Source organism: Xanthobacter nonsaccharivorans (genome assembly GCF_043194755.2).
Taxonomy (GTDB): Bacteria; Pseudomonadota; Alphaproteobacteria; order Rhizobiales; family Xanthobacteraceae; genus Xanthobacter; species Xanthobacter autotrophicus_G.
The window spans coordinates 5134007-5159092 of record NZ_CM195526.1; the positions used below are offsets into that span (position 1 = coordinate 5134007).

Sequence of the window (25086 nt, forward strand, 5' to 3'; positions counted from 1 at the left end):
ATGGGCTGCCTCGCTCATCCGGCGGTCCTCGTCCGAAGGCGCTTCATGCTGCGTCCTCCGCGCGGGCGGCGATCATGGCGCGGAAGGCGGCTTCCAGCGCCGCGGTGGCGCCTGACGGCATGTCCTCCGGCTTCGGCCGGGCGAGATGCGCGCCGGTGACCTCGCCGGCGGTGCCGTGGGCGATGATGCGGCCCTTGTCGAGCACGTAGATCTCGTCGTCCGCGCGCACCTCGTCGAAGATGTGGGTCGCCCACAGCACGGCAAGGCGCTCCTCCTCCACCAGGCGCCGCACGATGGCGACGATGGCGGAGCGGGATTCGAGGTCGAGGCCCACGGTGGCCTCGTCCAGCAGCAGCAGGCGCGGGCGATGGATGAGCGCGCGGGCGATCTCCACCCGCCGCGCCTGACCGCCGGAAAGGGTGCGTACCTTCTCGTCCGCCCGCTCGCCCAGGCCGACGAGGGCGAGCAGATGGACGATGCGCGCCCTGGCCGGTCGGCCGGCCAGCCCGTGCAGCGCGGCGTGATAGGCGAGGTTCTGGCGGACCGAGAGGTCGAGGTCGAGGGTGCGGCTCTGGAACACCACGCCCAGTTCGGCCAGCGCCGCGGAGGGCTCCCGCGCCAGGTCGTGGCCGAAGATGCGCACGCGCCCTTCGCGGGTGGTGTAGAGCCGCGTCGCGAGGGAGAAGAGGGTGGTCTTGCCGGCTCCGTTCGGCCCCAGCAGCGCGACGAAGCGGCCCGCCGGAACCGTGAGCGACACGTCGTCCAGGGCCCGCCTCTTGCCGAAGGCGTGGCTCACCCGGTCAATCTCGAGCGCAGGCGCATCCATCTCGTTCATGCCACCTCGAAAGCCCTGCCAGATGCGAGAGTGGCACCTATTGCGGCGAGACCACAACGCCCCATGGGGCACCGCCGACCTTGATGGACTTGACCACCTTCAGCTCCGGCACGTCGATGACGGAGACGTCGTTGGAATTGCCGTTGGTGGTGAAGAGCAGCTTCTCGTCAGGGGTGAAGGCGAGCTGCCAGACCCGCTGGCCGACGAGCAGATACTTCTGCACCTCGAAGGTCTCGGCATCCACCACCGCCACGCGGTTGGCCGGGCCGAGGGCGACGAAGGCGGTCTTGCCGTCCCTGGTGAGGCGCACGCCCACCGGCTGGATGGATTCCTTCGAGACACCGGGAATGGCGAAGGTGATCTTCCTGATGATGCTCCGCGTCTGCGGGTCGATCACGGAGACCGTGCCCCCCACCTCGGCGGAGACCCACAGGCGCTTGCCGTCCGAGGAGAATTCGGCGAAGCGCGGGCGGGCGTCCACCAGCACGTTGCCGATGATCTTGTAGGTCTTGGTGTCGATGAAGTGGGCCATGTTGGTGGTCTCGGAGGTGGCGACCAGCGTGCCGCCGTCCGGGCTGACCGCCATGCCTTCCGGCTCGGTCCCCACCGGCACCTGGGTGATGACCTTGTTGGCCTCCACGTCGAGAATGGTGACCTGGTTGTCGTCCTCGTTGGCAATGTAGAGCGGGTTGCCGGTGGGATGCAGCGCGAACAGCTCCGGATCGGGTCCGGACTTCAGCTTGCGCGTCACCTTCATGGTCGCCGGATCGATGGCCTGCACCGCGTGCTCGTCGCTGGCGCAGAGATAGAGGACCTTGCCGTCCGGGCTCATGGTGATGCCGCGCGGCCGGCGGCCCACTTTCACCGTCTGCTTCGCTTCCAGCGTGGTGGAATCGATCACGGTGACGGAATTGCCGCGCTCGTTGGAGACATAGACCGTGTAGGCGGATGCCGCATCGGCGGCGATCAGGGTCGCGGCGCCGGCCAGCAGCGGCAGGATGCGGCGGGCGAGCGCCCTGGGCGCAGGGCGCGGGGGAGCGAGGGTGGTCATGTGGGCGGGCCCTCCAGGGTTCCGGCGCTTCGCGCGCTCATTCATTTGAGCCGGCACTTCGACTCGCCTTCGTCGATGCCGAGCGTGTCCAGCGGCGTGCGCTGGTGCAGGAAGCCGTCCTGTGGCGCCACCGAGACGACGCCGAGGGGCTGGGCGATGAGCAGCGGCTGCCGCAGCTGCTGGTCCCAGGGGCGGATGCTCACCGGCACGCCCTTGAAGGCCGCGAGGCTGAAGTCGGGGCCCCTGAGAAACCCGGCGATGGTGGCGGCGTCGCCCCCCTTGGTCCGGGTGGCGGCCTCGCCCACCATGCGCACCGCGACCCAGGCCTGGTAATCGGTGGGGCGCATGGTGCGGGAGGCCGAGCGCAGGAAGCGGCTCTGCAATTGGGCCGATCCCCAGGCATCCTGAGCCTGGTGCCAGGTGGAGGCGGTGAGGCCCTGCGTGCCCACCACCAGCCGCGGCTCGAAGGTGCGGAACGGAATATAGTTGCCGAAGTCGTTGGCCTCGTCCGCCACCACGATCACATCGGCGTCCACCCCGCGGCTGAACACCAGAGCGTCGGAACGGGTGATGCTGTCGGAGCGGTCGCGCCCGAGGGGGCCGAAGGTCCACGGCTTGTCGGCGACAATCTTGAGCCCGAACTTCCTGGCCGAGCGGCGCAGCGCCTCGGCATAGAGCTGGTCCGCCGGCTGCGGGCCGACGATGAGGAACAGCCTGGTCCAGCGCTTGGCGGCGAGAAACTGGGCGAGGGCATCGGTGAGCATGGCGCGGCTCGGCGCCACGTGGAACACGTTGGCCCGGCAGGCCTCCTGCCGCAAGGCGTCGTCCGTGGCGCCGACATTGAAGACGACCGTGCCCTTGTCCTTCACGGCATCCGCCACCTTCAGGAGCTCGTCGCCCGGAAGGTTCACGATGAGAAGGCGCTGGCCCCCATCCACCAGCTTGCGGGCGGCCTCCACCGGCTCCTCGTCCTCGCCGAGGGTCACGGTCTCGAGCGTGAAGGTCTGGCCGGTGAAAAGCCCCGTGGTGTTGTTGTCCTTCACGGCAAGCTCGGCGCCCGCCGTCGCGTCGTCCTCCGGCACTGCCAGAAGATCATAGAGTGGGGGCGGCGGGACCTGCCGGGTGAGGAGGCCCATGCGGATCTCGACCGGCTTCTGCTCACCCACCGGCGCGGCCGCGTCCTGCGCCGCCGGCTGGGCCAGCGCCGGCAAGGCGAAAACCGCCGCGAGCGCGGCAGCCGGCAGGAGGTGACGCAGGGGCTTGTTCGCCATGGCGCGGGGGCAGTCACGAAGCAGAAAACCGGGAAGATCTAGACACCATCCCCGCGCAGAGGCAATCGAATAGATCTAAGAAAACAATAAGATGATCTTGCCTTGCCACGCGCCGTGCGGCTGTGACACCCTGCGCGCACGAAAAGGTTCCCGATCATGCGGCTCGCGCACGTTTTCTTGTTCTTTTCCGTGCTCGTCGGACCGGGAATTGCCGGAACGGGAACCGTAGCCTTGGCCGCTCCGGTGCCGACGGCGATCTTCGGTTTCGAGTTCTTCGACGACACGTTCGACACGCGTGAAACCGTGAAGTCCGAGCAGGACGCGCGCATCAAGCTGGTGAATGCCGAGCTGGTGCGCCTCCTCACGGAAAGCGGGGAGATGGCGCCGGTGGACCTTTCCGCCGAGGCGGCGAAGATCGACGAGCTTGCCCCCTTCTACAAATGCAACGGCTGCGAGGAGGGCATCGCCAGGTCGGCGGGCGCGCGCCTTGAGGTGCTGGGCATGGTGCGCAAGATGTCCAACCTCATCCTCACCTTCACGCTGATCGTGAAGGAAGTGGACGGCAATGAAAAACTGGTGCGTTCCGGGCAGGTGGACATCCGCGGAAACACGGATGAATCCTGGCTGCGCGGGACGCGCTACCTGGTGAAGAACCGCATTCTGGCGTCGGGCCAGCCGGCGCTTCCGCAATGAAGACGGCCCGAGGAACGGGCCAAACCATCGGAGGATCGTTTTCATGAAGATTTTAATGGCTGCGATGGCTGCGGCGGCTGTCGCCCTTCTTCCCGTGGCGGCCGACGCGCATGGCCCCACCCGCAAGAAGGTGACCGAGACGGTGGATATCAATGCGCCCGCCGACAAGGTGTGGGCGGCCATCGGCAATTTCCAGGACATGAGCTGGCATCCGGCCGTGGAGAAGAACGAGGGCCAGGGCGGCAATGCGGTGGACGCCACCCGCAAGCTGACCCTCAAGGGGGGCGGCACCATCGAGGAAGTGCTCTACAAATTTGAGCCCGAGCAGAAGAGCTATTCCTACCGTATCCAGCAAGTGGACGTGAAAGTTCTGCCCGTCACCAATTACTCCTCGACCATCACCGTCATTCCGGTGGACGCGACCCACTCCAAGGTGGAATGGCGCGGCGCCTTCTATCGCGGCTATCCCAACAATGACCCGCCGCCGGAGCTGAGCGACGAGGCGGCCATCGCCGCCGTCACCGGCGTGTACCGCGGCGGTCTCGACGCACTGAAGGCGAAGCTGGAAAAGGGCTCCTGATGGGGCTGCGGGCAAGGGCGGCGCGCGCCGCCGCCGTCGCGCTCCTTCCGGCGTTTTTGCCCGCCTTCTGCGCCCCGGCGTGCGGCGAGGAAGCCTTCGTCACCAACCAGCCGGCGAACGAGGTCGCGGTCGTGGACCTCGGCCCCTCGGACACCGGAGCGCCGCAGGCGAAGCCCCGGCTCGTCGCACGCATCCCCATCCCGGGCGAGCCGGCGGGCGTTGCCGTGACGGCGGACGGGACCCGGGCGTACATCACCAGTCCGGAAGACAAGGCGCTCTCGGTGATCGATACGGTTGCGCGCAGGGTCGTCTCGCACATCGAGCTGAAGGGCGGTCCGCTCGGCGTCGCCGTGGCGCCGGTCGGAAAGCCCGTCTACGTGGCGGACTGGTATGGTGCCCGCCTCTTCGTCGTGGACCCGGACCATCCGGAAGCGATCCGCACCGCGCCGGCCGGCGCTTCTCCCTCGGGGGTGGCGGTGACGCCGGACGGGGCTTTCGTGCTCACCGCCGACCGGGACGACGACAGCGTGTCCGTCATCGATGCGGCATCGCTCACCCGCGTCGCGGTCATTGCCGTGGGCAAGCGCCCGTTCGGCATCACCCTCTCGGGGGATGGCAAGCGCGCCTACACCGCCAACGTGGGCTCGGATGACGTGAGCGTCATCGACGTGCCGGCGCGCCGCGTGGTGGGCACGGTGAAGGTGGGGGAGCGGCCCTATGTGGTGGCGCTCGCCGGGGGGCTCGCCTTCGTCACCAACCAGTATGCGGGAACGGTCAGCGTGTTCGACGTGGAGAGCCTCGCCATCAAGGGCCTCGTCCCCGTGGGTGAATATCCCGAGGGCGCCGAGGCTTCGGGGGACGGGCGCTTCGTCTATGTGGCGAACTGGTTCGACAATTCCCTCTCGGTCATCGACACCGGCACCCTGAAGGTCGTGGCGAGCGTGCCGGTGGGGGACGGCCCGCGGGCGTTTGGCGCCTTCATCCGGAGGGGTCGGCAGCCCTGAGGCCCGGAGCCGGATCGCGCGTCTGGCGCTTCAACGACAGCCCGGAAAAATGAAAACGACCGGCGGTGGCCTCACCGCCGGTCGTATTTTTGTGGTCCTCAACGACCAAGAAAAAGGGCGGCCAACCGCTGGAGCAGACTCTTCGGCATAGGAGGCCGAGGGTCGCCGCTCTGCCCAGGGTGGTTTCCGCTCTAGGCCGCGAAGGGGTGCTTCACGATATCGCGCTGATCGGTCGCTTCCTTGGCCGTGGGCTTGCCGGTCACGGCGCGCTCGATGGAGAGCTTGGTCGCTTCGTAGTTGTACTGCTGGATCTTCGCGTCGTCCGCGGCTTCCCAGTGGATGAACACGCCGACGCAGATGAAGATGTCGTCAGCCTCTTCCAGCGGGATGGTGCCTTCGGCGACCGCATCCTGCACCGCCTTGGCGACGCCGCGCTGGGCCGGGCCGAACATCTGCACCGCCTGCCGCGCGTCCTTGATGGTCACCTTGTTGAACATCATGGTGTTGGGCTTGCAGGGCATGTTCGGAGCAAGCACCGCGAGAAGCGAGGTGAAGCCGTCCTTGTTGTTGGTCAGGCTGTTGCAGAACGCCGTCTCGGCGGCGCTGCCGCGCGGGCCGATGATGAGGTCGATGTGCGCCACTTCATTGCCGTCGCCGACAAGCGCTTCACCCACCAGAACCTTGCTGATCTTAGCCACCTTATGTCCTCCCTCGTAGACCGAGCAGGGATGACCGCTCCCGAAGACATTCCGGATAGCGGTCCTATGTGCCGCCTACCCTTGTTGTCAGCGCCCGGCTGTTTGCCGAACCGGTTCACCAGATAGCGCGCGGAGCCTAGCCGAGGCGGGCTCCGCCAGCAAGGCGCACGAAGTGCGAACAGCTGCCACGCCCAGGCGCCCCGGAATGGCGCGTCCCTTGCTCCTGTTGAAAGATCATTTTACCGTCACAACAGAGGCAATCGTCAGATGTCTCCCTGTGGGAGAGAGGTAATCCCGGCCGCTTGGCTGCGCGGCTCTTAGATCCCTCTTAAAGTTTCACCATTTCTGGCACTTGTTTTGCTTTTCTCTTTTCATGTGGCGAGGAACGTGAGCCAAGAACGATCTCGCACGTAAATGGACTGCCCCTGTGAAAGGGGCGGGTGGGGAAGGAGACCGAAAGGGAAGGCAGGCTCGTCCAGATCGAGGAAGCTTTCGACATGTTCATTGTGCTCTACGCGTGCCTGATCAACGCGCCCACCACATGCCGCGAGGAGCGGATAAGCGTCTCGGTGGAGGCGACTGCGCCCACCGCATGCGTGATGTCTTCTCAGTTTACCATCGCCCAGTGGAGCGAGGAGCATCCGCAGTGGCAGGTGGGGCGCTGGAAGTGCGTGCCCGGCAACCGGCTCTTCCGCGATATCTGATCTCATGTCCGCGCCGCCTGCCCTTGCGGCGCCTTGATCCCATGCCCATCCTCTAGGCGTGGCGCAACGGCAGACGCATGCCGGCGTCGGGAGGGTAGGCATGAATTACGTGAAGACCGCGATCCTGCTGGCCGGTCTGACCGCCTTGTTCATGGTGGTTGGCTTCGCGCTCGGCGGTCGCGGCGGCATGATGATCGCGTTCGTGGTGGCTGCGGGCATGAACCTGTTCAGCTACTGGAATGCGGACAAGATGGTGCTCCGCATGTACGGGGCACGCGAGGTGGACGAGACCACCGCGCCGGAGTTCGTGCGCATGGTACGCGAGCTCGCCCGGCGGGCGGAACTGCCCATGCCGCGCGTCTTCATCATGGACAATCCGCAGCCCAACGCGTTCGCTACCGGGCGCAATCCCGAGCATGCGGCCGTCGCGGCCACCACGGGCCTGCTGCAGACTCTCACGTCAGAAGAGGTGGCGGGCGTGATGGCGCATGAGCTGGCGCACATCAAGCATCACGATACCCTTACCATGACCATCACCGCCACCATCGCCGGCGCCATCTCCATGCTGGCGAATTTCGGCCTGCTGTTCGGTGGCGGGCACCGGGACAACAGCAGCCCGTTCGGCGCCATCGGCACCATCCTCATGGTTATCCTGGCGCCGCTTGCGGCCATGATCGTGCAGATGGCCATTTCCCGCTCGCGGGAATACGAGGCGGACCGTGGCGGTGCCGAGATTCTGGGCCGGCCCATGACGCTCGCCTCGGCTCTGGCGAAGATCTCCGGCACCGCGCATCAGGTGCCCAATTATGAGGCGGAATCCAACCCCGCCACCGCCCACATGTTCATCATCAATCCCCTGTCCGGGGCGCGCATGGACAACCTCTTCTCCACCCATCCGGCGGTGGAGAACCGGATCGCGGCGCTGCGAGAGCTGGCGCAGCGGATGGGGGGAGGCGGATATGCGCCGCCCGGTGCCGCCCCCGGCCCGGCGTCGGGCGCGCCGTGGGGCGGGCAGCGCCGCGGCCCCTGGGGCTGAGGCACCCACCATAGTCCCGCTGCACGGTGGCCGTCTCCAGCGCGGCGGTTCGGACGCTGACTTTACCGGGCGTCGGCGCGGCGGACGCGAGGGGCCCAAAACCTGCGGGAATTCCCTTATTTCCTGTCGATCGCCGCTCGGCCCGCGCTGACATTGCCGGCCCCGCCCGGTACCGTGCGGCCATGAGCGCCAGCCCTGCCAATGCCCCAGCCCGCGCGGCTGCCCCAGACGTCGCCGACGATGCTGCCGCCGCATCCGATGCGCCCGCCCCTGCCATGAAGGCGGAGGACCAGCGGGTCACGCCCATGATGGCGCAGTATCTGGAGATCAAGGCCGCCAATCCGGGCAGCCTGCTCTTCTACCGGATGGGTGACTTCTACGAATTGTTCTTCACCGATGCCGAGCAGGCCTCCCAGGCGCTGGGCATCGTGCTGACCAAACGCGGCAAGCACCTGGGCGAAGACATTCGCATGTGCGGCGTGCCCATCGAGCGGGCCGAGGAATATCTGCACAAGCTCATCGCCCTTGGGTTCCGGGTGGCGGTGTGCGAGCAGCTGGAGGATCCGGCCGAGGCGAAGAAGCGCGGCGCCAAGAGCGTGGTGAAGCGAGACGTCACCCGCCTCGTCACCCCCGGCACCCTCACCGAGGATGCCTTGCTCGACGCCCGCAGGGAGAATGTGCTCGCCGCCCTCGCGCGGGTGCGAGCCGGCTCCGGGCCGGACGACTTCGCCTATGCGCTCGCCTTCACCGACATGTCCACCGGCGCCTTCCGCGTGGCGGCCACGAGCCGGCCGGACCTGCCCGGGGACCTCGCCCGCATCGAGCCAGCGGAGATCCTCGTCTCCGATGCGCTGCTGGATGACGGCGAGTTGCGTGCCCTCCTGAAGAGCTTCCCGGCGGTGACGCCACTGCCGCGCCAGTCGTTCGACGGTGCAGGAGCGGAGAAGCGGCTTGCGGACTTCTTCGGCGTCGCTGCCCTGGACGCCTTCGGCGCTTTTTCCCGCGCCGAGCTGATCGCCGCCGCCGCGGTGGTGGCCTATGTGGATCGCACCCAGCTCGGTGCCAAGCCTCTGCTCTCCCGCCCGCAGAAGGAGGCGGAAGGCGGCATCATGGCCATCGATGCCGGTACGCGGGCGAACCTGGAGCTGGTGCGCACCACGTCCGGCGAGCGGCGCGGCTCGCTTCTGGCGGCGGTGGACCGCACCGTGACGGCGGCGGGCGCGCGCCTGCTTGCCCGCCGCATCGCCGAGCCCCTGACTGACCTTGCCGCCATTCGCGCCCGGCACGACGCGGTGGCCTTCCTCGCGGAGGAGGGGGCGCTCCGGAAGGAGCTCCGCGAAAAGCTCGCCCGCGCGCCCGACATGGCCCGCGCCGTCACCCGCCTCGCCCTCCAGCGCGGCGGGCCGCGGGACCTTGCCGCGGTGCGCGACGGGCTTGATGGGGCGCTCATCCTCTCGACTCTCTTTGGTCCCCAGCCGCCCGCCGACATCGCTCGCGCCACCGCGGCGCTGGCGCGGGTGCCGCACGCCTTGGTGCTCGACCTCTCCGCCGCGCTGGGGGAGGCCCTGCCACCCTACCGGCGGGACGGCGGGTTCGTGCGGGAGGGCTACGACCCGGAGCTTGATTCCACCCGTGCCCTGCGCGACGAAAGCCGGCGCGTGGTGGCGGCTCTGGAGCGGCGCTATGCCGAGGAGACGGGCGTCCGCTCGCTGAAGATCCGGCACAATGCCGTGCTCGGCTATTATGTGGAGGTCACGGCCCAGAACGCCGACCGGCTGCGGGAAGCGCCGCACAACGCCATCTTCGTTCACCGCCAGACCATGGCGGGGGCCATGCGTTTCTCCTCGGTGGAACTGGGGGATCTGGAAAGCCGCATCGCCAGCGCGGGAGAGCGGGCGCTGGGGCTCGAGCAGGCCATCTTCGATCGTCTCGCTGCGGCCGTGGTGGCGGATACCGCCACCATCCGCGCCGCTGCCGACGCTCTTTCGGACCTCGATGTCACCGCTGGCTTTGCCGAGCTCGCCGTGACCGAAGCCCATGTGCGTCCGCAGATGGAGGAAGGCGTCGCCTTCGCCATCGCGGGCGGGCGCCATCCGGTGGTGGAACAGGCTCTGGCGAGGGAAGGTGGGCCCTTCGTGCCCAACGACTGCGACCTCTCCCCGCCCGAAGGCGCGGACGACGGGCGCATCGTGCTGGTCACAGGCCCGAACATGGCGGGCAAGTCCACCTTCCTGAGGCAGAATGCGCTGATCGCCGTGCTGGCCCAGGCCGGTGCCTTCGTGCCGGCGCGGGCCGCGCGAATCGGCGTGGTGGACCGGTTGTTCTCCCGCGTCGGCGCGGCGGACGATCTGGCCCGTGGACGCTCCACCTTCATGGTGGAGATGGTGGAGACCGCCGCCATCCTGAACCAGGCGACGGAGCGTTCCCTCGTCATCCTCGACGAGATCGGCCGCGGCACGGCCACCTTCGATGGCATGTCCATCGCCTGGGCGAGCCTGGAGCACCTGCACGAGGTGAACCGGTGTCGCGCCTTGTTCGCCACCCATTTCCATGAGCTGACCGCGCTGTCGCAGCGCTGCAAGCGCCTCTCCAACGCCACCGTGAAGGTCACGGAATGGCACGGCGACGTCATCTTCCTGCACGAAGTGGTGCCGGGAGCGGCGGATCGGTCCTACGGCATCCAGGTGGCGAAGCTCGCCGGCCTGCCGGAGGCGGTGATTGCCCGGGCGCGGGCGGTGCTGGCGGAGCTGGAAGCGGCGGAACGCGCCTCGCCCGTGCAGCGCATGGTGGACGACTTGCCCTTGTTCGCCGCCCACCCGAAGGCGACGCCCGCTGCTGCTTCTGCTGCGGATCCGGTTGCGGAATCCGTGCTCGCGGCGCTCGACGATCTCGATCCGGACGCGCTCACCCCACGCGCCGCCCTTGACGCGCTCTATCGCCTGAAGGGGGTGAGGCAGGGCCGCTGACGGCTGCCCCGGCTCACTTCAGCCAGGGCGCGGTCCGGTCGAGGGCGATGATGGCCGCCGGATCGAGGCGTGGGCGCACCACCGCCGCCTGCGGACCGCGCACCAGCACCTCGGGCACGAGGCTGCGGGTGTTGTAGGTGCCGGACTGCACGGCGCCATAGGCGCCCGCCGTCATCACCGCGAGCAAGTCCCCCGGCTTCACCTCCGGCAGCGGCCGGTCGAGAGCGAGGAAGTCGCCGGTCTCGCACACGGGGCCCACCACGTCCGCCACCCGCAGCGGCGCGTCCGCCGCGGGTTCGGCCACGGGGATGATATCGTGGTGCGCATCATAGAGGGTGGGGCGGATCAGGTCGTTCATGGCGGCATCCACCACCACGAAGGTCTTGCCCTCGCCCTGCTTCACATAGATCACGCGGGTGACGAGGATGCCGGCGTTCGCCACCAGCATGCGCCCCATCTCGAACACCAGAGGCAGGCCGATATCGCCCAGCGCCTGCGTCACCACCTCCGCATAGGCCTTCGGCGCCGGCGGCACGGGATCGGAGGCCGCGTAGGGCACGCCGAGGCCGCCGCCGAGGTCCATGTGGTGCAGCTTGTGGCCGGCCGCCATCAGGTCGCGGGCGAGTTCCGCCAGCAGCGTGACCGCGTTGGCGAACGGCGCCATGTCGGTGATCTGGCTGCCGATATGCATGTCCACGCCGGTGATGGCGAGACCCGGTAGCCGTGCGGCGTTGTCGTACACTTCCCGGGCGCGGGAGATGGGGATGCCGAACTTGGTGGCCGACTTGCCGGTGGAGATCTTCTTGTGGGTCTTCGCATCCACGTCCGGATTGACGCGGATGGAAACCGGGGCCTTCACCCCCTTGGACAGGGCCACCTCGGAGAGGGCCGCAAGCTCCGGCTCGCTCTCCACGTTGAAGCAGAGGATGCCGGCATCGAGCGCCGCCGCCATCTCATCCCGCGTCTTGCCGACGCCGGAGAAGACGATGCGCTGCCCCGGCACGCCTGCCGCACGGGCGCGCATCAGCTCGCCGGCGGAGACGATGTCCGCCCCTGTTCCGAGGCGGGCGAGGGTGGAGATGACCGACTGGTTGGAATTGGCCTTCAGCGCGTAGCACAGGAGCACGTCGCGCCCCGCGAACGCGTCCATGAAAACCTGGTAGTGCCGCTCCAGCGTCGCGGTGGAATAGCAATAGAAGGGCGTGCCGACTTCTCCGGCGAGGGGGATCAGGTCCACGTCCTCGGCGAACAGGCGGCCGTTGCGATAGTCGAAATGATGCATGGGATCGGGGCGGTCCGGGACGCCGCCCCGGCGCCCTTGAGGGCCGGCCCGGAGACGGCCAGGGTCAGAAACGGCGTGTCAGAGCAGGCCGTCGAGGATGAAAGGCTGCTTCGGGCGGTCCACGCCCTGGAGCAGGGTACCGCTGCTGCCGGCGCCGCTGCCGGAGCTCGAGCTTTTCTTCTTCGCCCACTCCGCCGTCGGGGTGGCCGAATTGATGAGGTCCGCCGTGCTCTTGGGAGCGACGTACCCGTCCGAGGTGGCGGCGGCGGACTGTTTCGGCGGCGGGGCAGCGACGTGGGCGCCCGGCGGCGGCTCCAGCGGGCCCTTCACGCCGCACGCGGCGACGGCCAGGGTGGCGCCGAGGGCCAGGAGAAGTCGAAGGGGTCGCATCGCGGGCTGAGCCGTTCCTGAAAAATTCGCCGCCACTATAGCCCGCGCCGCAGCAAAGGCGAGCCCCCCGCCGCCCCACGGGTGGCGGGGACGAAAGTTCACGCCGGCGTGTCGCCCAAACGCTTCAGCCAGCGCCGGGCCTGCGCTCGCACCCGGGCGGGTGCGGTGCCGCCGTAGCTCATGCGGCTGCGGACCGAGCGGACCACCGAGAGCACGGAGAACACGTCGTCGGTGATGCGCTTGTCCACCGCCTTCATGTCCGCCAGCGGCACCTTGTGCAGCGCGATGCCCCGCTCGGACGCCAGCGCGACGATGCGCCCGGTGATGTGATGCGCCTCGCGGAAGGGAATGTTCAGCGCCCGCACCAGCCAGTCGGCGAGGTCGGTGGCGGTGGAGTAGCCCTGGCCTGCCGCCTTCTCCATGCGCTTCTCGTCGGGCACGAGGTCGCGCACCATGCCGGCGGCGGCCGCCACCACGAGGGAGAGGGCCGAGAAGGCGTCGAACGCGCCTTCCTTGTCCTCCTGCATGTCCTTGGCATAGGCCAGCGGCAGGCCCTTCATCACCACCAGGATGCCGGTGAGCGCACCGATGATGCGCCCGGCCTTGGCGCGCACCAGCTCGGCGGCGTCGGGATTGCGCTTCTGCGGCATGATGGACGAGCCGGTGGTGAAGGCGTCCGAAAGCTTCACCAGCGCGAACGACGGCGAGGTCCAGATCACCACTTCCTCCGCGAAGCGCGAGAGGTGAACCGCGCAGATGGAGGCGGCCGAGAGGGTCTCCATCACGAAGTCGCGATCCGACACGGCGTCCAGCGAATTGGCCGTGGGCCGGTCGAAGCCCAGCGCCTTCGCGGTGGCCTCGCGGTCGATGGGGAAGGAGGTGCCGGCCAGTGCCGCCGAGCCCAGCGGGCATTCGTTGAGGCGCTTCCGCGCATCGGCGAGGCGGCCGCGATCACGCGCCACCATCTCCACATAGGCCATCAGATGGTGGCCGAAGGTGACGGGCTGGGCGGTCTGGAGATGAGTGAAGCCGGGCATCACGGTGGCGGCGTGCGCCAGGGCCTTCTCGGCCAGCGCCCGCTGCAGGTCGGCGAGCTGGGTGTCGAGAGCATCCACCGTGTCGCGCACATAGAGGCGGAAGTCGGTGGCCACCTGATCATTGCGCGACCGGGCGGTGTGAAGGCGGCCCGCTGGCGCGCCGATGAGCTCTGCCAGCCGGGATTCCACGTTCATGTGGATGTCCTCCAGCTCGCGCCGGAAGGTGAACTTGCCCGCCTCGATCTCTGACAGGATCGTGTCTAGACCCTTGGTGATCTTCTCGGCATCTTTCGCCGCCACGATGCCCTGGGCCGCGAGCATCTTCGCGTGCGCCTTGGAACCGGCAATGTCCTGCGCATAAAGACGCTGGTCGAAGCCGATGGAGGCGTTGATCTCCTCCATGATGGCATCGGGGGCGGATGAGAAGCGGCCGCCCCACATCTTGTTGCTCATGACGGACCCTCCGGTGATGACCAAAGCCGACCAGCCCCTCGCGACCCGTGACGACGAGACCGCCCCTGTCCCCCCTGCCGGCGGACGCGGCGGGAGGTTCGGGACGATCGGCCTGATCGCGCTGGCGACGGCGGCGGGCGCCGTGGCCGGCGCGCTCGCCCTATACGGGATGAACCGGCTCCACGGCAATGCACCGGCCGTGCAAACCGCCGGTGCCGTCCCTGCTGCCGCCGCCGCGACGGATCAGGCGTGCAAGGGCGCGGTCGAGGCCGCCGCTTCACTGAAGGGGCTGGCGAAGGGGGAGATCGCGGCCATGGCAGTGGCCACGGAACCGCGCCGCCTGCCACCGCTCACCTTCGCCGACGCGGAAGGCAAGCCGGTGAGCCTTGCCGACTTCAAGGGGCGGCTGCTGCTGGTTAACCTTTGGGCCACTTGGTGCGTGCCTTGCCGCAAGGAGATGCCATCCCTCGACCGCCTCCAGGGGACTCTCGGCGGGCCGGATTTCCAGGTGGTGGCCATCAATCTCGACACCAAGGGTCCGGAGAAGCCCCGCGCCTTCCTCTCCGAGATCGGCGTGTCGCACCTTGCCTTCTTCACCGACCCCGCCACCAAGACCTTCCAGGCGCTGCGCGGTGTCGGTCGCGGCGTCGGTCTGCCCACCACCCTCATCGTCGACCGTTCGGGCTGCGAGCTTGCCTATCTTGCCGGGCCGGCCGAGTGGGCCAGCGAGGAGGCGCAGGCCTTCGTGAAGGCCGCGGCAGAGGTCACGCGTTCTGGGGTTGTATCCCGGCCGAACTGAAAGCCGGAGCGTGCATCGCACACGCCATGTGCCACGCTTAAGTCTCCCGCAACTTTCTGTAACCATAGTCGCCCCGGCATCGGGGGATGCTGGCTCCATGCGCATGGCGGTACTTTGTTCCGGCGTTCTGCGCCTTTGCGTGCGTGCTTCACACAAATTTATTGCAAATGCGAATGGTAGTATCTTGACATCTTCCAGTTGCGCCTTCATCCAAAATCGAATCAGCGGTGATTGACCCTTGAGAATATTGTCGATTTTCGGCACACGGCCTGAGGCCATCAAGATGGCGCCGCTGGTCCAGGCCCTCGGGCGGGAGCAGGGCATCGCCTCGTTCGTGTGCGTGACCGGGCAGCACCGCGAGATGCTCGACACCGTCTTGCGGCTGTTCGACATCCAGCCCGACTTCGATCTCGGCCTCATGGCCCACAACCAGGGCCTCAACAGCCTCGCCGGCGCCGCGCTCTCCGCGCTTGATCCCGTGCTCACCGAAGTGGCGCCGGACCGGGTGCTGGTGCACGGCGATACCACCACCGCCATGGCGGCGGCCCTCGCGGCCTTCCATCGCAAGATCCCGGTGGGTCATGTGGAGGCGGGCCTGCGCACCTACCATCTCGACCAGCCGTTCCCGGAGGAGATGAACCGCCGCGTGGTGGACCTCGCCAGCGACCTCCTCTTCGCGCCCACCGCCCGCTCCCGCACCAACCTCGCCAACGAGCGGCTGGAAGGGCGCATCGTCGTGACCGGCAACACGGTGATCGACGCGCTGCAGGCGACCCAATCCCGTATCGAGGCCGACCCGAGCCTTGCCGCCGAGCTCGACGCCATGCTCCCGGCGCTCGATCCCGCGCGCCGCATTCTTCTCGTCACCGGCCATCGCCGGGAGAATTTCGGCGACGGCTTCCGCAACATCTGCGACGCCCTGGCTGAGATATCCCGCCGCGACGATGTGGAGATCGTCTACCCGGTCCACCTCAATCCCAATGTGAAGGGGCCTGTGCACGAGGCCCTGAGCGGACGCGACAACGTGCACCTCGTCCCGCCTCTCGATTATCTGCCGTTCCAAAGGCTGATGCAGCGCGCCTACGTCGTGCTCACCGATTCCGGTGGTGTGCAGGAAGAGGCGCCAGCCCTTGGCAAGCCGGTGCTGGTGATGCGCGATGTCACCGAGCGGCCGGAGGCTCTGGAAGCCGGCACGGTGCAACTCGTGGGCACGCGCCGCGCAGCCGTGGTGGATGCGGTCTCGCGCCTTCTCGACGATCCGGCGGCTCATGCCGCCTACGCAAACCGGATCAACCCCTACGGCGACGGGCATGCCTGCCGCCGCATCCTTGACTGCATCTGCGGACGCCCGGTGCAGGAGTTCTCGTCCCTACCCCTTCCGCCCGCCGCGCTCGCGCCTCTGCGTTCCGCCGGCCTCGACGCCATGCTCGTGAGAGACTGACATGAGACACGAACCCGCATTTCGCACGGCGTTCGGCAGGGCCGCGGGCCTCCTGCCCGCCGGCCTGTTCGCCTTTTCGCTGTTGTCCGGCGCTGCCCATGCCCAGGCGACCGCACCGGTGCCGACGTCCGATCCGATTCTTGCCGCCGTGCAGGAACGGGCGGCCGACACGCGCGTGACGCGCACCTATACCCTCGGTGACCTCGGCATCGACGATCCGGTGGTTCTCCAGGGTATGGACGCGCGCCGCGATATCTATCTGCCGGTGCCGGCGGGCGTGCCGCTGCAGGACGCCAGCATTGCCGTGGAAGGCGAATATCTGCGCGGCGACGGCGGCCGAACCACCATGCTGCTCTCGCTGGAGGGCACTCCGGTGTTCTCCCGGCGCCTCGAAGGGGACAGCGGCAGCGCCTCCACCGTTTTGCCGGTGGACGGCAAGCCGCGGGAGAGCGGCTTCGTGCGCTTCGGCACCGCCTGGTCCTCGGTCATCGGCGAATATCTCTGCGCGGACGAGCGTAGCATCGGCAACGTGCTGAAGCTCAGCCCGAAGACCCGCTTCACCTATTCCTACGACGCAAGCCAGGTGCGTGACCTCTCCACCGCCTGGACCGCCATGCCCGGCTCGGGCTCGGTGCTGGTGGCCGGCGGCGCCCTCGCCAAGGACACCTACGACACCGCCTGGCGCCTCGGCCTTGCCCTCGAGGCGGCCGGCAAGCGCGTGTCGGTGAAGACCCTGCCCGCGGTCGGCGACGAGGTGGACCTCTCCGCCCTCGACGTGCCGGCCGCCCTCAAGGTGGTGGCGCCCTTCTCCAACTTCGTTGGGGCGAAGGCCTACCGCATCAAGGACGCGTCCGAGATCGGCGCGCTCCTGGTGCTGCCGGGCTCGCCCGTCGGCGCCGACATTGCCGTGGCCGACGGGCCGCTGCTGTCGGCGGTGCGTGGCGCGCTCGATGCGCTGGCTGCACGCCTCGGCACGGCGGGCTCCGCCTTCGCCGAATGGCGGGGCAAGTCGGCGAGCCTCGGCGGCGTCAGCGTCGCCGGAGACGAAATCTCGCTCCAGTCCCTGGCGGGCCGACCCATCATCGCGGTGGGCGGAGCGGCGGGCGCCAAGGCGACCCAGCTGTTCGACAGCTTCTGGCGCTCCACCCTCGCCGCCAGCACGGTGACCGTGCGCGCGGTGGATGCCGTGCCGGAGAAGCCCAACTCGGTGCCGCTGTCCCGCCTCGGTCCGGCCCAGAGCAACCTCGACGTGCTGGCGCGCGGGGACTGGGTGATTTCCTTCGATCTCGCCTCGGCCACCGGCGGCAGCAGCCTGCCGAGCCGCCTCAACCTCGACGTGGCGGCCTCGCCGGGCGCCTCCACCTCCGACCCGGTGGTGGCCGTGTTCCTGAACGACGTGCTGCTGGCCGCCAAGCGCCTCGAGGCCAACGGCCATCCCGAGCACCTCTCGGCCGCCGTGCCCACCTATGCCCTTGCCGCCCGCAACGTGCTGCGCGTGACCTTCCAGCGCCAGCCGGTGAGCGACAAGTGCCGCGAGACGCCCCAGGCCTTCCCGGTCTCGGTGCTGCCCACCAGCCATTTCGAGCTCGGCGGCTCCGCCCCCGGCGGTGACTTCCTGGGCATCATCTCGGCCATGGCCTCGGGCGGGCGCCTCGTGGTGCCGGACACCTACCTGTCCACGGCGAAGTCCAGCCTGCCGCGCGTGGTGCGTGCCGCCGCCGCCGCCGGCCTTCCGGCCGCCACCAGCACGTTCGACGTGACACCCTCCGGCAGTCCCTTCCGGGCCGCGGGCAGCTTCCTCGCCCTCGACGTGCCGGTCCAGGGCGTGACGCCGAAGGCCCGTGTGGACGGCGACCGCCTCATCGTCGGCACCGACGAAAAGGCGCGCCTGCTCGACATCACCGGCCTGAAGAACGTGGCCCTGGTGCAGGCGGTGCGCGGCGACGACGCCCGTGGCATCATGTGGCAGAGCATCGGCCCCGTGCCCGTGACCCCCGCCAAGCCGGTGCGCCTCTCGCGCGGCGACGTGGCCCTCGTGGGTAGCGACGGCACGTTGACGGAGCTCTCCGCGTCCGGCGCCGCGCCTGGCACGGTCCGCGTCGCCGACACCGATGGAGCGGCGGGCACGCTGCAGCGCCTGTGGCAGAGCTCCGCCGACTGGGGCCTGCCGCTGGGCATCGGCGCCGCCGCCCTGTTCTTCCTGCTGCTGATCCGCGCGTCGCACGTGCGCCGTCGCGGCAACTGACACGTCGGGAACCGCCACCATGTCTCTCTATTGGCCCTTTCTCCTGGCCGATTACATCCGCTTCGTCGAATACGCGGCGGCCGTGGTGGCGGTCATCATCCTGATCTCCTCGCTCGACGACCTCTTCGTCGATGCGTGGTACTGGGGGCGGCGGATCTACCGCCGCTTCGTCATCGAGCCGTTCATCCGCCCGCTCACGCCCGCAGCCCTCTACCAGCGGGACGAGCAGCCCCTCGCCATCATGATTCCCGCCTGGCTCGAATCCCCCGTGATCGCCGCCATGATCGAGAACATGGTCAGCGTGATGGACTACCGGCGGTACATGATCTTCGTCGGCACCTATCCCAACGACCCCGACACCATCGCCGAGGTCGAGCGCATGCGCCGGCGCTACAAGCAGCTGGTGCGGGTGGACGTGCGCAACCCCGGCCCCACCAACAAGGCCGACTGCCTCAACCACATCGTGCGGGCCATCTTCCAGCATGAGCAGATGACCGGCACCGAGTTCGCCGGCCTCGTGCTGCACGATGCGGAGGACGTGCTGCATCCGCTGGAGCTGCGCTTCTTCAATTACCTCTTGCCGCGCAAGGACCTCATCCAGATCCCGGTGCTGTCGCTGGAGCGCCACTGGTCGGAGCTGGTGGCCGGCATCTACATGGACGAGTTCGCCGAGTGGCACGCCAAGGACCTCGTGGTGCGCGAGAGCGTCGCCGGGTCTGTGCCGTCCGCGGGCGTCGGCACCTGCTTCTCGCGCAAGGCCATCCTGCACCTCATGGACGAGGGCGAAGGCGAGGTCTTCAACACGGCGAGCCTGACGGAGGACTACGACATCAGCTCGCGGCTCTATCACGCGCGCATGCAATCCATCATCGCCCGCCTGCCGGTGGAATACCGGGTGACGCGCGAGAGCCTCTTCGGCTTCGGCAAGCCTAAGGAGGTTTACCTCGCCATGCCCCTGTGCGTGCGCGAGTTCTTCCCGGATACCTTCCGCACCTCCTACCGGCAGAAGGCGCGCTGGACCCTCGGCATCGCCTTCCAGGGCTGGCGTCACTCGGGCTGGGAGGGGAACTGGGCGACCAAGTATTTCCTGTTCCGCGACCGCAAGGGAATCGTCACCTCCATCGTGGCGGTGCTGGCCTATGTGGTCGCCGCGCACTTCCTGCTCATCTACGGCGCGGAGAAGCTCGGCCTCCTGCCGGTGCGCTTCCCCTCCATCTTCGCCACGGAGGCGTGGCTGCTCGCCGTGCTCACCGGCAATGCCGTCGCCTTCGCGCTGCGCCTGGTCCAGCGATTCTACTTCGTCGCCTCGGTCTATGGCTGGGAGCAGGGGCTCATGTCCGTGCCCCGCGTGGTGATGGCCAATTTCGTGAACTTCGCCGCGACCGTCCGTGCCTGGCGCTTGTTCCTCGGCCACACCTTCCTCGGCCGGCGCATCGTGTGGGACAAGACAACCCATGACTTCCCGGATGCCGGCGAGCTCGGCCAGCAGCGCCAGCGCCTCGGCGAGCTGCTGCTGTCCTGGCAGGCGGTGCTGCCGGAGCATGTGGAGGAAGCCCTTGCCACCCAGGACGAGCGCCAGCAGCCCCTCGGCCGCATCCTGGTCTCCCGCGGCTGGCTCGACGAGGAGACGCTTGCGGAGGCCATCGCTTTCCAGTCCAACCTGCCGCGCACCCACGTGACGCCGCACATGGTGCGCGAGTTCCACGACCTGCTGCCCATTGACCTGATGGTGCGCCGGCGCGTGCTGCCCATCGGCAGGGACGAGACGGGCCGCCTGGTGATCGCGGTGGCGGCACCGCTGCGCGACAAGGCACTGGAAGAGGTGCGGGTGGCGGTGGGCGATGTGCCGCTCCAGCGCATCGCCCGCGAGAGCGAGATCAACGATGGCCTGCGCCTGCTGCGCGGCGTGACCCCCGGCATGGAGGGGCACCAGTCGCCGCCGCTGATCGGCGACCTGCTGCTGGAAAAGGGACTGATGCAGCGCGAGGCCTTCGATGCGGCCATGGAGAATTACCATCCCGACGTGGACGGCCGCATCGGCGAATATCTCGTGCGCTGCGGCATCGTGAAGGAAGAGGCGTTGCTCGCCACCGTGCGCGAGCAGGAGCGCCATCTCGCGGTCGTTCCGGCATGAACGGCCGCGGTCGTTCCTCCGGAACCGTCCGTTCATGTCTGCGCTGAGCCGGCGCGTCGCCCTCGCGGCTGGCGCTGCCGCGGTCGCGGCGGCGGGGCTGGGGACCGTCGACCTGCTGCTGAACCGGCTTCATCGCAACCGTTCCGGCCTTATCGACGGTGTCGTCTGGCAGCTGCATGGCGGCGCGCTCGACCCGCGCGGCGACTGGGATTTCCTCGGCGCGCGTGGCCTGCTCATCCAATGGCTGGTGGCGGATGGTACGGCCTTCGTGCCCTTGCCGGACCTCGGCCTGCCGCTGATCCAGAACGCTCCCAACTGGAAGCGCATCGCCCGCGAGCCGTGGGCGGAGGAAATCATCGCCGGGCTCGCCAGCCATTTCAGCGAGCAGAAGGCGCGGCAGGAGGTGCTGGCTCTCGGCGCCTTGTCGGCCCGGGTCGCCCGGCAGGCGCTGCCGTTCCGGCCCGCCGGCTTCTATTTTCCTGTGGAGGCTGATCCCACCTGGAAAGACGTGGGCCGCATGGGGGCTGCGGTGGCCGACATTCCCCGGCCGCTGTGGGTGAGCGCCTATGACAATTCCAACGTGGGGGCGGATGCCTTCGCCGATTGGGTCGCGGCCTGGCTTCCGGCGGACGTCGGATTGTTCTTCCAGGATGGCGTGGGCGTCTACACCCGCGCGCCGGAGGCGGCGCGGCTCTATGCGCAGGCCCTGACCCGCCGCCTGGGAGCCTCACGCTTCAAGCTGATCGCCGAGGCTTTCCGCCCCGCCACGGGCGGCGGCTTCCGCGCTGCCGCCGCGTCGGAGCTGCTGCCGCAGCTGAAGGCATACGAAGGGTTCGACGTCTTCGTCTTCGACGGCCCGCATTATCTGGATCGCATCCTGGTGCAGGAGCTGCTTGCCGGATAGGGGCGTCGGGGCTGGCGGCTCAGTGGCGGAAGTGGCGGACACCTGTGAAGACCATGGCGAGGCCTGCCGCGTCGGCGGCGGCGATCACCTCCGCGTCGCGCATGGAGCCGCCCGGCTGGATCACCGCCGTGGCACCCGCCTCAACCGCGGCCAGGAGGCCGTCGGCGAAGGGGAAGAAGGCGTCGGAGGCCACCACCGAGCCCTTGGTGAGCGGCACGGCGAGGCCCGCCGCCTCTGCCGCGTCCAGAGCCTTGCGGGCGGCGATGCGGGCCGAATCCACCCGGCTCATCTGGCCGGCGCCGATGCCCACGGTGGCGAGGTCCCTGGCATAAATGATGGTGTTGGACTTCACATGCTTCGCCACGCGGAAGGCGAAGCGCATGTCGGTGAGCTCCTGCTCGGTGGGCGCGCGCTTGGTGACGACCTTCAGATCGAGGTCGTCGGCATTCGCATTGTCACGGCTCTGCACCAGCAGGCCGCCGGCCACGGTCTTCACCGTAAGGCCGGAAGCACGCGGATCGGGCAGGCCGCCGGTCAGCAGCAGGCGCAGGTTCTTCTTGGCGGCCACCACCGCGATCGCTTCCTCGGTGGCGTCGGGGGCGACGATCACCTCGGTGAAGATCTCCACCATGGCGCGGGCGGCGTCCGCATCCAGCGTGCGGTTGACGGCGATGATGCCGCCGAAGGCCGACACCGGATCGCAGGCGAGCGCCTTGGCGTAGGCCTCGGCGAGGGAGGCGCCTTCGGCGACGCCGCAGGGGTTGGCGTGCTTCACGATCACCACCGCCGCGGTGCGGGCGGGATGGAACTCGGCCACCGCCTCGAAGGCGGCGTCGGTGTCGTTGATGTTGTTATAGGAGAGCTGCTTGCCCTGCACCTGCTTGGCCGTGGCGACGCCCGGGCGGATCTCGTCCGAGGCGTAGAAGGCGGCGGTCTGGTGCGGATTCTCGCCGTAGCGCAGCGCTTCGATGAGCTTGCCGCCGACGGCGCGGAAGGCGGGGGCCTCCTCCTTCAGTTCGCGGGCGAACCAGTTGGAGATGGCGGCGTCATAGGCCGCGGTGCGAGCATAGGCCTTCTGCGCCAGCTTGCGGCGCAGCGCCAGCGTGGTGCCGCCATGCTCGGCGATCTGATGGAGCACCGCGTCGTAGTCCGCGGCTTCCACCACCACGGTCACGTCGTCATGGTTCTTGGCCGCGCCGCGGATGAGGGCCGGGCCGCCGATGTCGATGTTCTCGATGGTCTCCTCGAAGGAGGCCTTGCGGGCGACGGTGGCCTCGAACGGGTAGAGGTTCACCACCACCAGGTCGATGGGGGCGATGGCGTGCTCGGCGAGGGAGGCCTGATGTCCGGCGTCCGAGCGGATGGCGAGGATGCCGCCGTGCACCTTGGGGTGCAGGGTCTTCACCCGGCCGTCCATCATCTCGGGAAAGCCGGTGAGTTCGGACACGTCCTTCACCGGCAGGCCGGCCTCGGCGATGGCCTTGGCGGTGCCGCCGGTGGAGACCAGCTCCACCCCGTGCGCGACAAGCGCGGTGGCGAACGGCACGAGACCCGTCTTGTCGGACACCGAGAGAAGGGCGCGGGTCACGGGACGGATATCGGCGGTCATCGAGCGGCTCCGGTGAAAGGAATTGCCGCTCGCCTACCACCATTGGCGGCGTATCGCCAGCCATGGGCCGGCCTCGTGGAGCATGAGGGGTATCGCGAGGCGGCATGGCGCCCCGCTCGAGCGGCTCCGCCTATCCGCGTCCCGACCGCGCCGGCGGCACGCTCTGGGCTTCCCGCGTGCGCACGAAGGTCCACACCACGCGCGGCGTGCGGGTGACGTCCCCGGCGAGCACCAGCTGGGAGGTGCGGCGCGGCGCGCCCGCGGCGGCAAGATAAACGCTCTCCTCGATGCCCAGTGGCACGTGGGGGGCGGCGAAGGCCCAGGCCTCGCCGTTCGGCAGGCTGAGGAGGGCGGTATGGGGATCATCCAGCCGCTCCACAGACACCGCCGGATGGAGGTGGAAGCGGATGGCGAAATTCTCGGCGGGCAGGGTGCCGCCCTCTTCGGCGGGGCGGAACACGTCCTCGCCGTCGAGCCGGTTGCCTTCCACGGCAAGGCGCCACGAGCGCTGGTGGATGATGCCGAAGGCCTCGGCATAGCCATCGTGGCTCGCCCGCAGCAGCAGCGCGTTGTTGCGGGTGCCGCGCTGCACCTCCACGTGCTTCGGCCCGGACACGATGGGCGCGCCGAAGATCCGCGTCATCGAGCCGCCCTGCAGGAAGCGGCAGGAGGAGGTGTCGGCGATGACGGCGGTGGAATGGGCCGCGGTGGAGCGCGCCACCTGCCGCCACATCTCCCGGTGCACTTCCGGCACCCCGCAATTGATCACGATGCGGTTGCGAGCCGAGGAGAATTCGAAGGCGAGGCAGCTCGCGTGCGCCTCCCAGCTCGCCCGCGGCGGGGGCGGGGGGCCGGTGTCGGCGATGAGCAGCAGCGCCTTGGCGTCGAGCCGCTGGTAGCCGGAATAGGGGGCGTTCGCCACCGGCGCGCCGCGCGCATCGTCGAAGGCGAGGATGGTGGCGAGCTGGTCCGCGGCCGTATGCCCCATGCCGTGGAAATGGGCGAAGGCGCCGTCGCCATGCCGGAAGAAGCGCAGCATGGGCATCATCCGGTCCACGGCGTTCATCAGCGCGGGTGGGGCCTGGTGGTTGCGGGCGCTGAAGGCCTGGCGCAGCGGCAGGAGATCCAGCAGCAGCTCGATGAGCATGCCGGGATTGCGGTTGAGCGGTCCTCCGTCCGGCAGGATCTGGCGGTCCAGCTCCTCGGCGAGGCGTTTTTGGGCGGCCTTCAGAAGGCTGGCCTGGTCGGACATGCACAGGCCGGCGAAGACCAGGGCAGTGACCGCCAGCATGCGCGGATAGCCGTCCGGCGCGTCGCCGGCCATGCGGCGCAGCTGGCGCACCTGCCGGGCGAGGGAGCGCATGAAGCGGCGGTAGAAGTCGTGGTCGGCGTCCTGCAGCAGGAAGGTGGCCTGGGTGAGCCAGGAGATGATGCGCCGGGCCGCCACGTCCGGCCGGGCGGCGATGGCCCTGGCCTTGCCGGGGTCGCGCATGAAGTCGCCGACGATGGCGCGGGCGTTGGCGCGGGCGATGGTGGTGCCGGCGGCCTTCAGGTGGCGGAGCCAGCCGAAGCCGTGCAGCGCCTCCGCCCATTCCACCGATGGTGGCACCAGCTCGAACGGGGTGCGCCCGTCCAGCATCATCACCTTGCCGGCGAAGGCGAAGCGGCCGGCGTAGATTTCGGCGGCGAGGGTGGCGTCGCCCGTGCGCAGGTCCTGCGGGGCGATCAGGAGACGTTCGGGGACCGGAACGGGCACGTAGCCGAGGGCCGTCGCCCGGCCGCCGATGCGCGCAAGCACCGTCTGCGACCAGAGCTCCGCCAGGAGGGCCGCCAGGCGAGTACGCTCGGCAAAGCTGCCTCGGCTCACAGATCTCCCCGGGTTGCGGGCGAGGCCCTTCGCCACGGCCTGAAGGGGCCCCGCCGATCCATTCCAAATGCCCATGCGCTTCGTCTT

20 protein-coding genes are annotated in these 25086 nt (G+C 68.9%); 11 read left to right on the top strand and 9 right to left on the bottom strand.

Annotated features, from left to right (window positions below; translation table 11 throughout):
- Nucleotides 1–43: 43 nt before the first annotated feature.
- From pedB to pedA1, 3 genes are read right to left on the bottom strand one after another with little or no spacing between them, the layout of a single operon-like run.
- Complete coding sequence (pedB, locus tag V5F59_RS23515) at nucleotides 44–835, bottom strand: lanthanide ABC transporter ATP-binding protein PedB/LutE (protein ID WP_393978656.1); 792 nt, start codon at nucleotides 833–835, stop codon at nucleotides 44–46.
- Between the two features lie 37 nt (nucleotides 836–872).
- Nucleotides 873–1886, bottom strand: a complete 1014-nt coding sequence (locus V5F59_RS23520; protein WP_393978658.1) for a YVTN family beta-propeller repeat protein — start codon at nucleotides 1884–1886, stop codon at nucleotides 873–875.
- Between the two features lie 41 nt (nucleotides 1887–1927).
- Entirely contained in the window at nucleotides 1928–3157 is a 1230-nt protein-coding gene (gene pedA1, locus V5F59_RS23525) for a lanthanide ABC transporter ABC transporter substrate-binding protein PedA1 (protein ID WP_393978660.1), read from the bottom strand.
- 231 nt (nucleotides 3158–3388) lie between these two features.
- Here pedA1 and V5F59_RS23530 point away from each other — a divergent pair, with 231 nt between their 5' ends.
- The 3 genes from V5F59_RS23530 to V5F59_RS23540 are packed head-to-tail and all read left to right on the top strand — an operon-like array spanning nucleotide 3389 to nucleotide 5434.
- Nucleotides 3389–3850: a DUF3280 domain-containing protein gene (locus V5F59_RS23530; protein ID WP_393978662.1), complete on the top strand. Its 462-nt coding sequence runs from the start codon at nucleotides 3389–3391 to the stop codon at nucleotides 3848–3850.
- Nucleotides 3851–3893: 43 nt separating this feature from the next.
- Nucleotides 3894–4430 (top strand): SRPBCC family protein, encoded by a 537-nt coding sequence (locus V5F59_RS23535; protein WP_393978667.1) that lies wholly within the window; start codon nucleotides 3894–3896, stop codon nucleotides 4428–4430.
- A complete protein-coding gene (locus tag V5F59_RS23540) occupies nucleotides 4430–5434 on the top strand; it encodes a YVTN family beta-propeller repeat protein (protein WP_393978669.1) in 1005 nt (334 codons plus the stop codon). The genes V5F59_RS23535 and V5F59_RS23540 overlap by 1 nt, the downstream gene beginning before the upstream one ends.
- Nucleotides 5435–5625: 191 nt before the next feature.
- Here the strand turns inward: V5F59_RS23540 and fae are convergent, their stop codons facing one another.
- Nucleotides 5626–6132, bottom strand: coding sequence for a formaldehyde-activating enzyme (fae, locus tag V5F59_RS23545; protein WP_393978671.1), 507 nt, complete (start codon nucleotides 6130–6132; stop codon nucleotides 5626–5628).
- Nucleotides 6133–6629: 497 nt separating this feature from the next.
- Here fae and V5F59_RS23550 point away from each other — a divergent pair, with 497 nt between their 5' ends.
- The 3 genes from V5F59_RS23550 (at nucleotide 6630) to mutS (ending at nucleotide 10838) form a co-directional block, all read left to right on the top strand.
- Nucleotides 6630–6836: a hypothetical protein gene (locus tag V5F59_RS23550; protein ID WP_393978673.1), complete on the top strand. Its 207-nt coding sequence runs from the start codon at nucleotides 6630–6632 to the stop codon at nucleotides 6834–6836.
- Between the two features lie 100 nt (nucleotides 6837–6936).
- Nucleotides 6937–7872, top strand: a complete 936-nt coding sequence (htpX, locus tag V5F59_RS23555; RefSeq protein ID WP_393978675.1) for a zinc metalloprotease HtpX — start codon at nucleotides 6937–6939, stop codon at nucleotides 7870–7872.
- Nucleotides 7873–8054: 182 nt separating this feature from the next.
- Nucleotides 8055–10838, top strand: a complete 2784-nt coding sequence (mutS, locus tag V5F59_RS23560) for a DNA mismatch repair protein MutS (protein ID WP_393978677.1) — start codon at nucleotides 8055–8057, stop codon at nucleotides 10836–10838.
- A 13-nt stretch (nucleotides 10839–10851) separates the two neighbouring features.
- Here mutS and lysA read toward each other — a convergent pair whose 3' ends face one another.
- From lysA to argH, 3 genes are all read right to left on the bottom strand, one after another.
- On the bottom strand, nucleotides 10852–12120 hold the full coding sequence (gene lysA, locus V5F59_RS23565; RefSeq protein WP_393978679.1) for a diaminopimelate decarboxylase: 1269 nt from the start codon (nucleotides 12118–12120) through the stop codon (nucleotides 10852–10854).
- Between the two features lie 78 nt (nucleotides 12121–12198).
- On the bottom strand, nucleotides 12199–12510 hold the full coding sequence (gene lptM / locus V5F59_RS23570) for an LPS translocon maturation chaperone LptM (protein WP_393978681.1): 312 nt from the start codon (nucleotides 12508–12510) through the stop codon (nucleotides 12199–12201).
- A gap of 98 nt (nucleotides 12511–12608) precedes the next feature.
- Nucleotides 12609–14000 carry an argininosuccinate lyase gene (argH, locus tag V5F59_RS23575; protein WP_393978683.1) on the bottom strand — a complete coding sequence of 464 codons (1392 nt, stop codon included), beginning with the start codon at nucleotides 13998–14000 and terminating at the stop codon, nucleotides 12609–12611.
- A gap of 16 nt (nucleotides 14001–14016) precedes the next feature.
- On the opposite strand from argH, the gene tlpA reads away from it, so the two are divergent.
- The 5 genes from tlpA to V5F59_RS23600 all read left to right on the top strand — a co-directional run bounded on the left by tlpA (nucleotide 14017) and on the right by V5F59_RS23600 (nucleotide 21523).
- Complete coding sequence (tlpA, locus tag V5F59_RS23580; RefSeq protein WP_393978685.1) at nucleotides 14017–14799, top strand: thiol:disulfide interchange protein TlpA; 783 nt, start codon at nucleotides 14017–14019, stop codon at nucleotides 14797–14799.
- Nucleotides 14800–15082: 283 nt separating this feature from the next.
- Nucleotides 15083–16240 carry a non-hydrolyzing UDP-N-acetylglucosamine 2-epimerase gene (wecB, locus tag V5F59_RS23585; RefSeq protein ID WP_509211144.1) on the top strand — a complete coding sequence of 386 codons (1158 nt, stop codon included), beginning with the start codon at nucleotides 15083–15085 and terminating at the stop codon, nucleotides 16238–16240.
- 1 nt (nucleotide 16241) lies between these two features.
- Complete coding sequence (locus V5F59_RS23590; RefSeq protein ID WP_393978689.1) at nucleotides 16242–18485, top strand: hypothetical protein; 2244 nt, start codon at nucleotides 16242–16244, stop codon at nucleotides 18483–18485.
- A 19-nt stretch (nucleotides 18486–18504) separates the two neighbouring features.
- Complete coding sequence (locus V5F59_RS23595; protein WP_393978691.1) at nucleotides 18505–20619, top strand: glycosyl transferase family protein; 2115 nt, start codon at nucleotides 18505–18507, stop codon at nucleotides 20617–20619.
- A gap of 34 nt (nucleotides 20620–20653) precedes the next feature.
- The gene (locus tag V5F59_RS23600) at nucleotides 20654–21523 is read left to right on the top strand and encodes an alpha-amylase family protein (RefSeq protein WP_393978693.1); all 870 of its coding nucleotides are present in this window, start codon (nucleotides 20654–20656) and stop codon (nucleotides 21521–21523) included.
- Between the two features lie 19 nt (nucleotides 21524–21542).
- On the opposite strand, the gene purH is transcribed toward V5F59_RS23600, so the two are convergent.
- Together purH and V5F59_RS23610 are read right to left on the bottom strand one after the other, a co-directional pair.
- Nucleotides 21543–23132, bottom strand: coding sequence for a bifunctional phosphoribosylaminoimidazolecarboxamide formyltransferase/IMP cyclohydrolase (purH, locus tag V5F59_RS23605; protein ID WP_393978695.1), 1590 nt, complete (start codon nucleotides 23130–23132; stop codon nucleotides 21543–21545).
- Between the two features lie 130 nt (nucleotides 23133–23262).
- The gene (locus V5F59_RS23610; protein ID WP_393978697.1) at nucleotides 23263–25074 is read right to left on the bottom strand and encodes a heparinase II/III family protein; all 1812 of its coding nucleotides are present in this window, start codon (nucleotides 25072–25074) and stop codon (nucleotides 23263–23265) included.
- Between the last annotated feature and the right edge of the window lie 12 nt (nucleotides 25075–25086).

Excerpts from the sequence above, each read along its gene's own strand:
- V5F59_RS23520 (WP_393978658.1), bottom strand. The coding sequence starts at position 1,886 with ATGACCACCCTCGCTCCCCCGCGCCCTGCGCCCAGGGCGCTCGCCCGC.
- V5F59_RS23535 (WP_393978667.1), top strand. The coding sequence starts at position 3,894 with ATGAAGATTTTAATGGCTGCGATGGCTGCGGCGGCTGTCGCCCTTCTT.
- htpX (WP_393978675.1), top strand. The coding sequence starts at position 6,937 with ATGAATTACGTGAAGACCGCGATCCTGCTGGCCGGTCTGACCGCCTTG.
- pedA1 (WP_393978660.1), bottom strand. The coding sequence starts at position 3,157 with ATGGCGAACAAGCCCCTGCGTCACCTCCTGCCGGCTGCCGCGCTCGCG.
- V5F59_RS23540 (WP_393978669.1), top strand. The coding sequence starts at position 4,430 with ATGGGGCTGCGGGCAAGGGCGGCGCGCGCCGCCGCCGTCGCGCTCCTT.
- pedB (WP_393978656.1), bottom strand. The coding sequence starts at position 835 with ATGAACGAGATGGATGCGCCTGCGCTCGAGATTGACCGGGTGAGCCAC.
- V5F59_RS23590 (WP_393978689.1), top strand. The coding sequence starts at position 16,242 with ATGAGACACGAACCCGCATTTCGCACGGCGTTCGGCAGGGCCGCGGGC.
- lptM (WP_393978681.1), bottom strand. The coding sequence starts at position 12,510 with ATGCGACCCCTTCGACTTCTCCTGGCCCTCGGCGCCACCCTGGCCGTC.
- V5F59_RS23550 (WP_393978673.1), top strand. The coding sequence starts at position 6,630 with ATGTTCATTGTGCTCTACGCGTGCCTGATCAACGCGCCCACCACATGC.
- tlpA (WP_393978685.1), top strand. The coding sequence starts at position 14,017 with ATGACCAAAGCCGACCAGCCCCTCGCGACCCGTGACGACGAGACCGCC.
- argH (WP_393978683.1), bottom strand. The coding sequence starts at position 14,000 with ATGAGCAACAAGATGTGGGGCGGCCGCTTCTCATCCGCCCCCGATGCC.
- V5F59_RS23595 (WP_393978691.1), top strand. The coding sequence starts at position 18,505 with ATGTCTCTCTATTGGCCCTTTCTCCTGGCCGATTACATCCGCTTCGTC.
- V5F59_RS23600 (WP_393978693.1), top strand. The coding sequence starts at position 20,654 with ATGTCTGCGCTGAGCCGGCGCGTCGCCCTCGCGGCTGGCGCTGCCGCG.
- wecB (WP_509211144.1), top strand. The coding sequence starts at position 15,083 with ATGGCGCCGCTGGTCCAGGCCCTCGGGCGGGAGCAGGGCATCGCCTCG.
- lysA (WP_393978679.1), bottom strand. The coding sequence starts at position 12,120 with ATGCATCATTTCGACTATCGCAACGGCCGCCTGTTCGCCGAGGACGTG.
- purH (WP_393978695.1), bottom strand. The coding sequence starts at position 23,132 with ATGACCGCCGATATCCGTCCCGTGACCCGCGCCCTTCTCTCGGTGTCC.
- V5F59_RS23610 (WP_393978697.1), bottom strand. The coding sequence starts at position 25,074 with ATGGGCATTTGGAATGGATCGGCGGGGCCCCTTCAGGCCGTGGCGAAG.
- mutS (WP_393978677.1), top strand. The coding sequence starts at position 8,055 with ATGAGCGCCAGCCCTGCCAATGCCCCAGCCCGCGCGGCTGCCCCAGAC.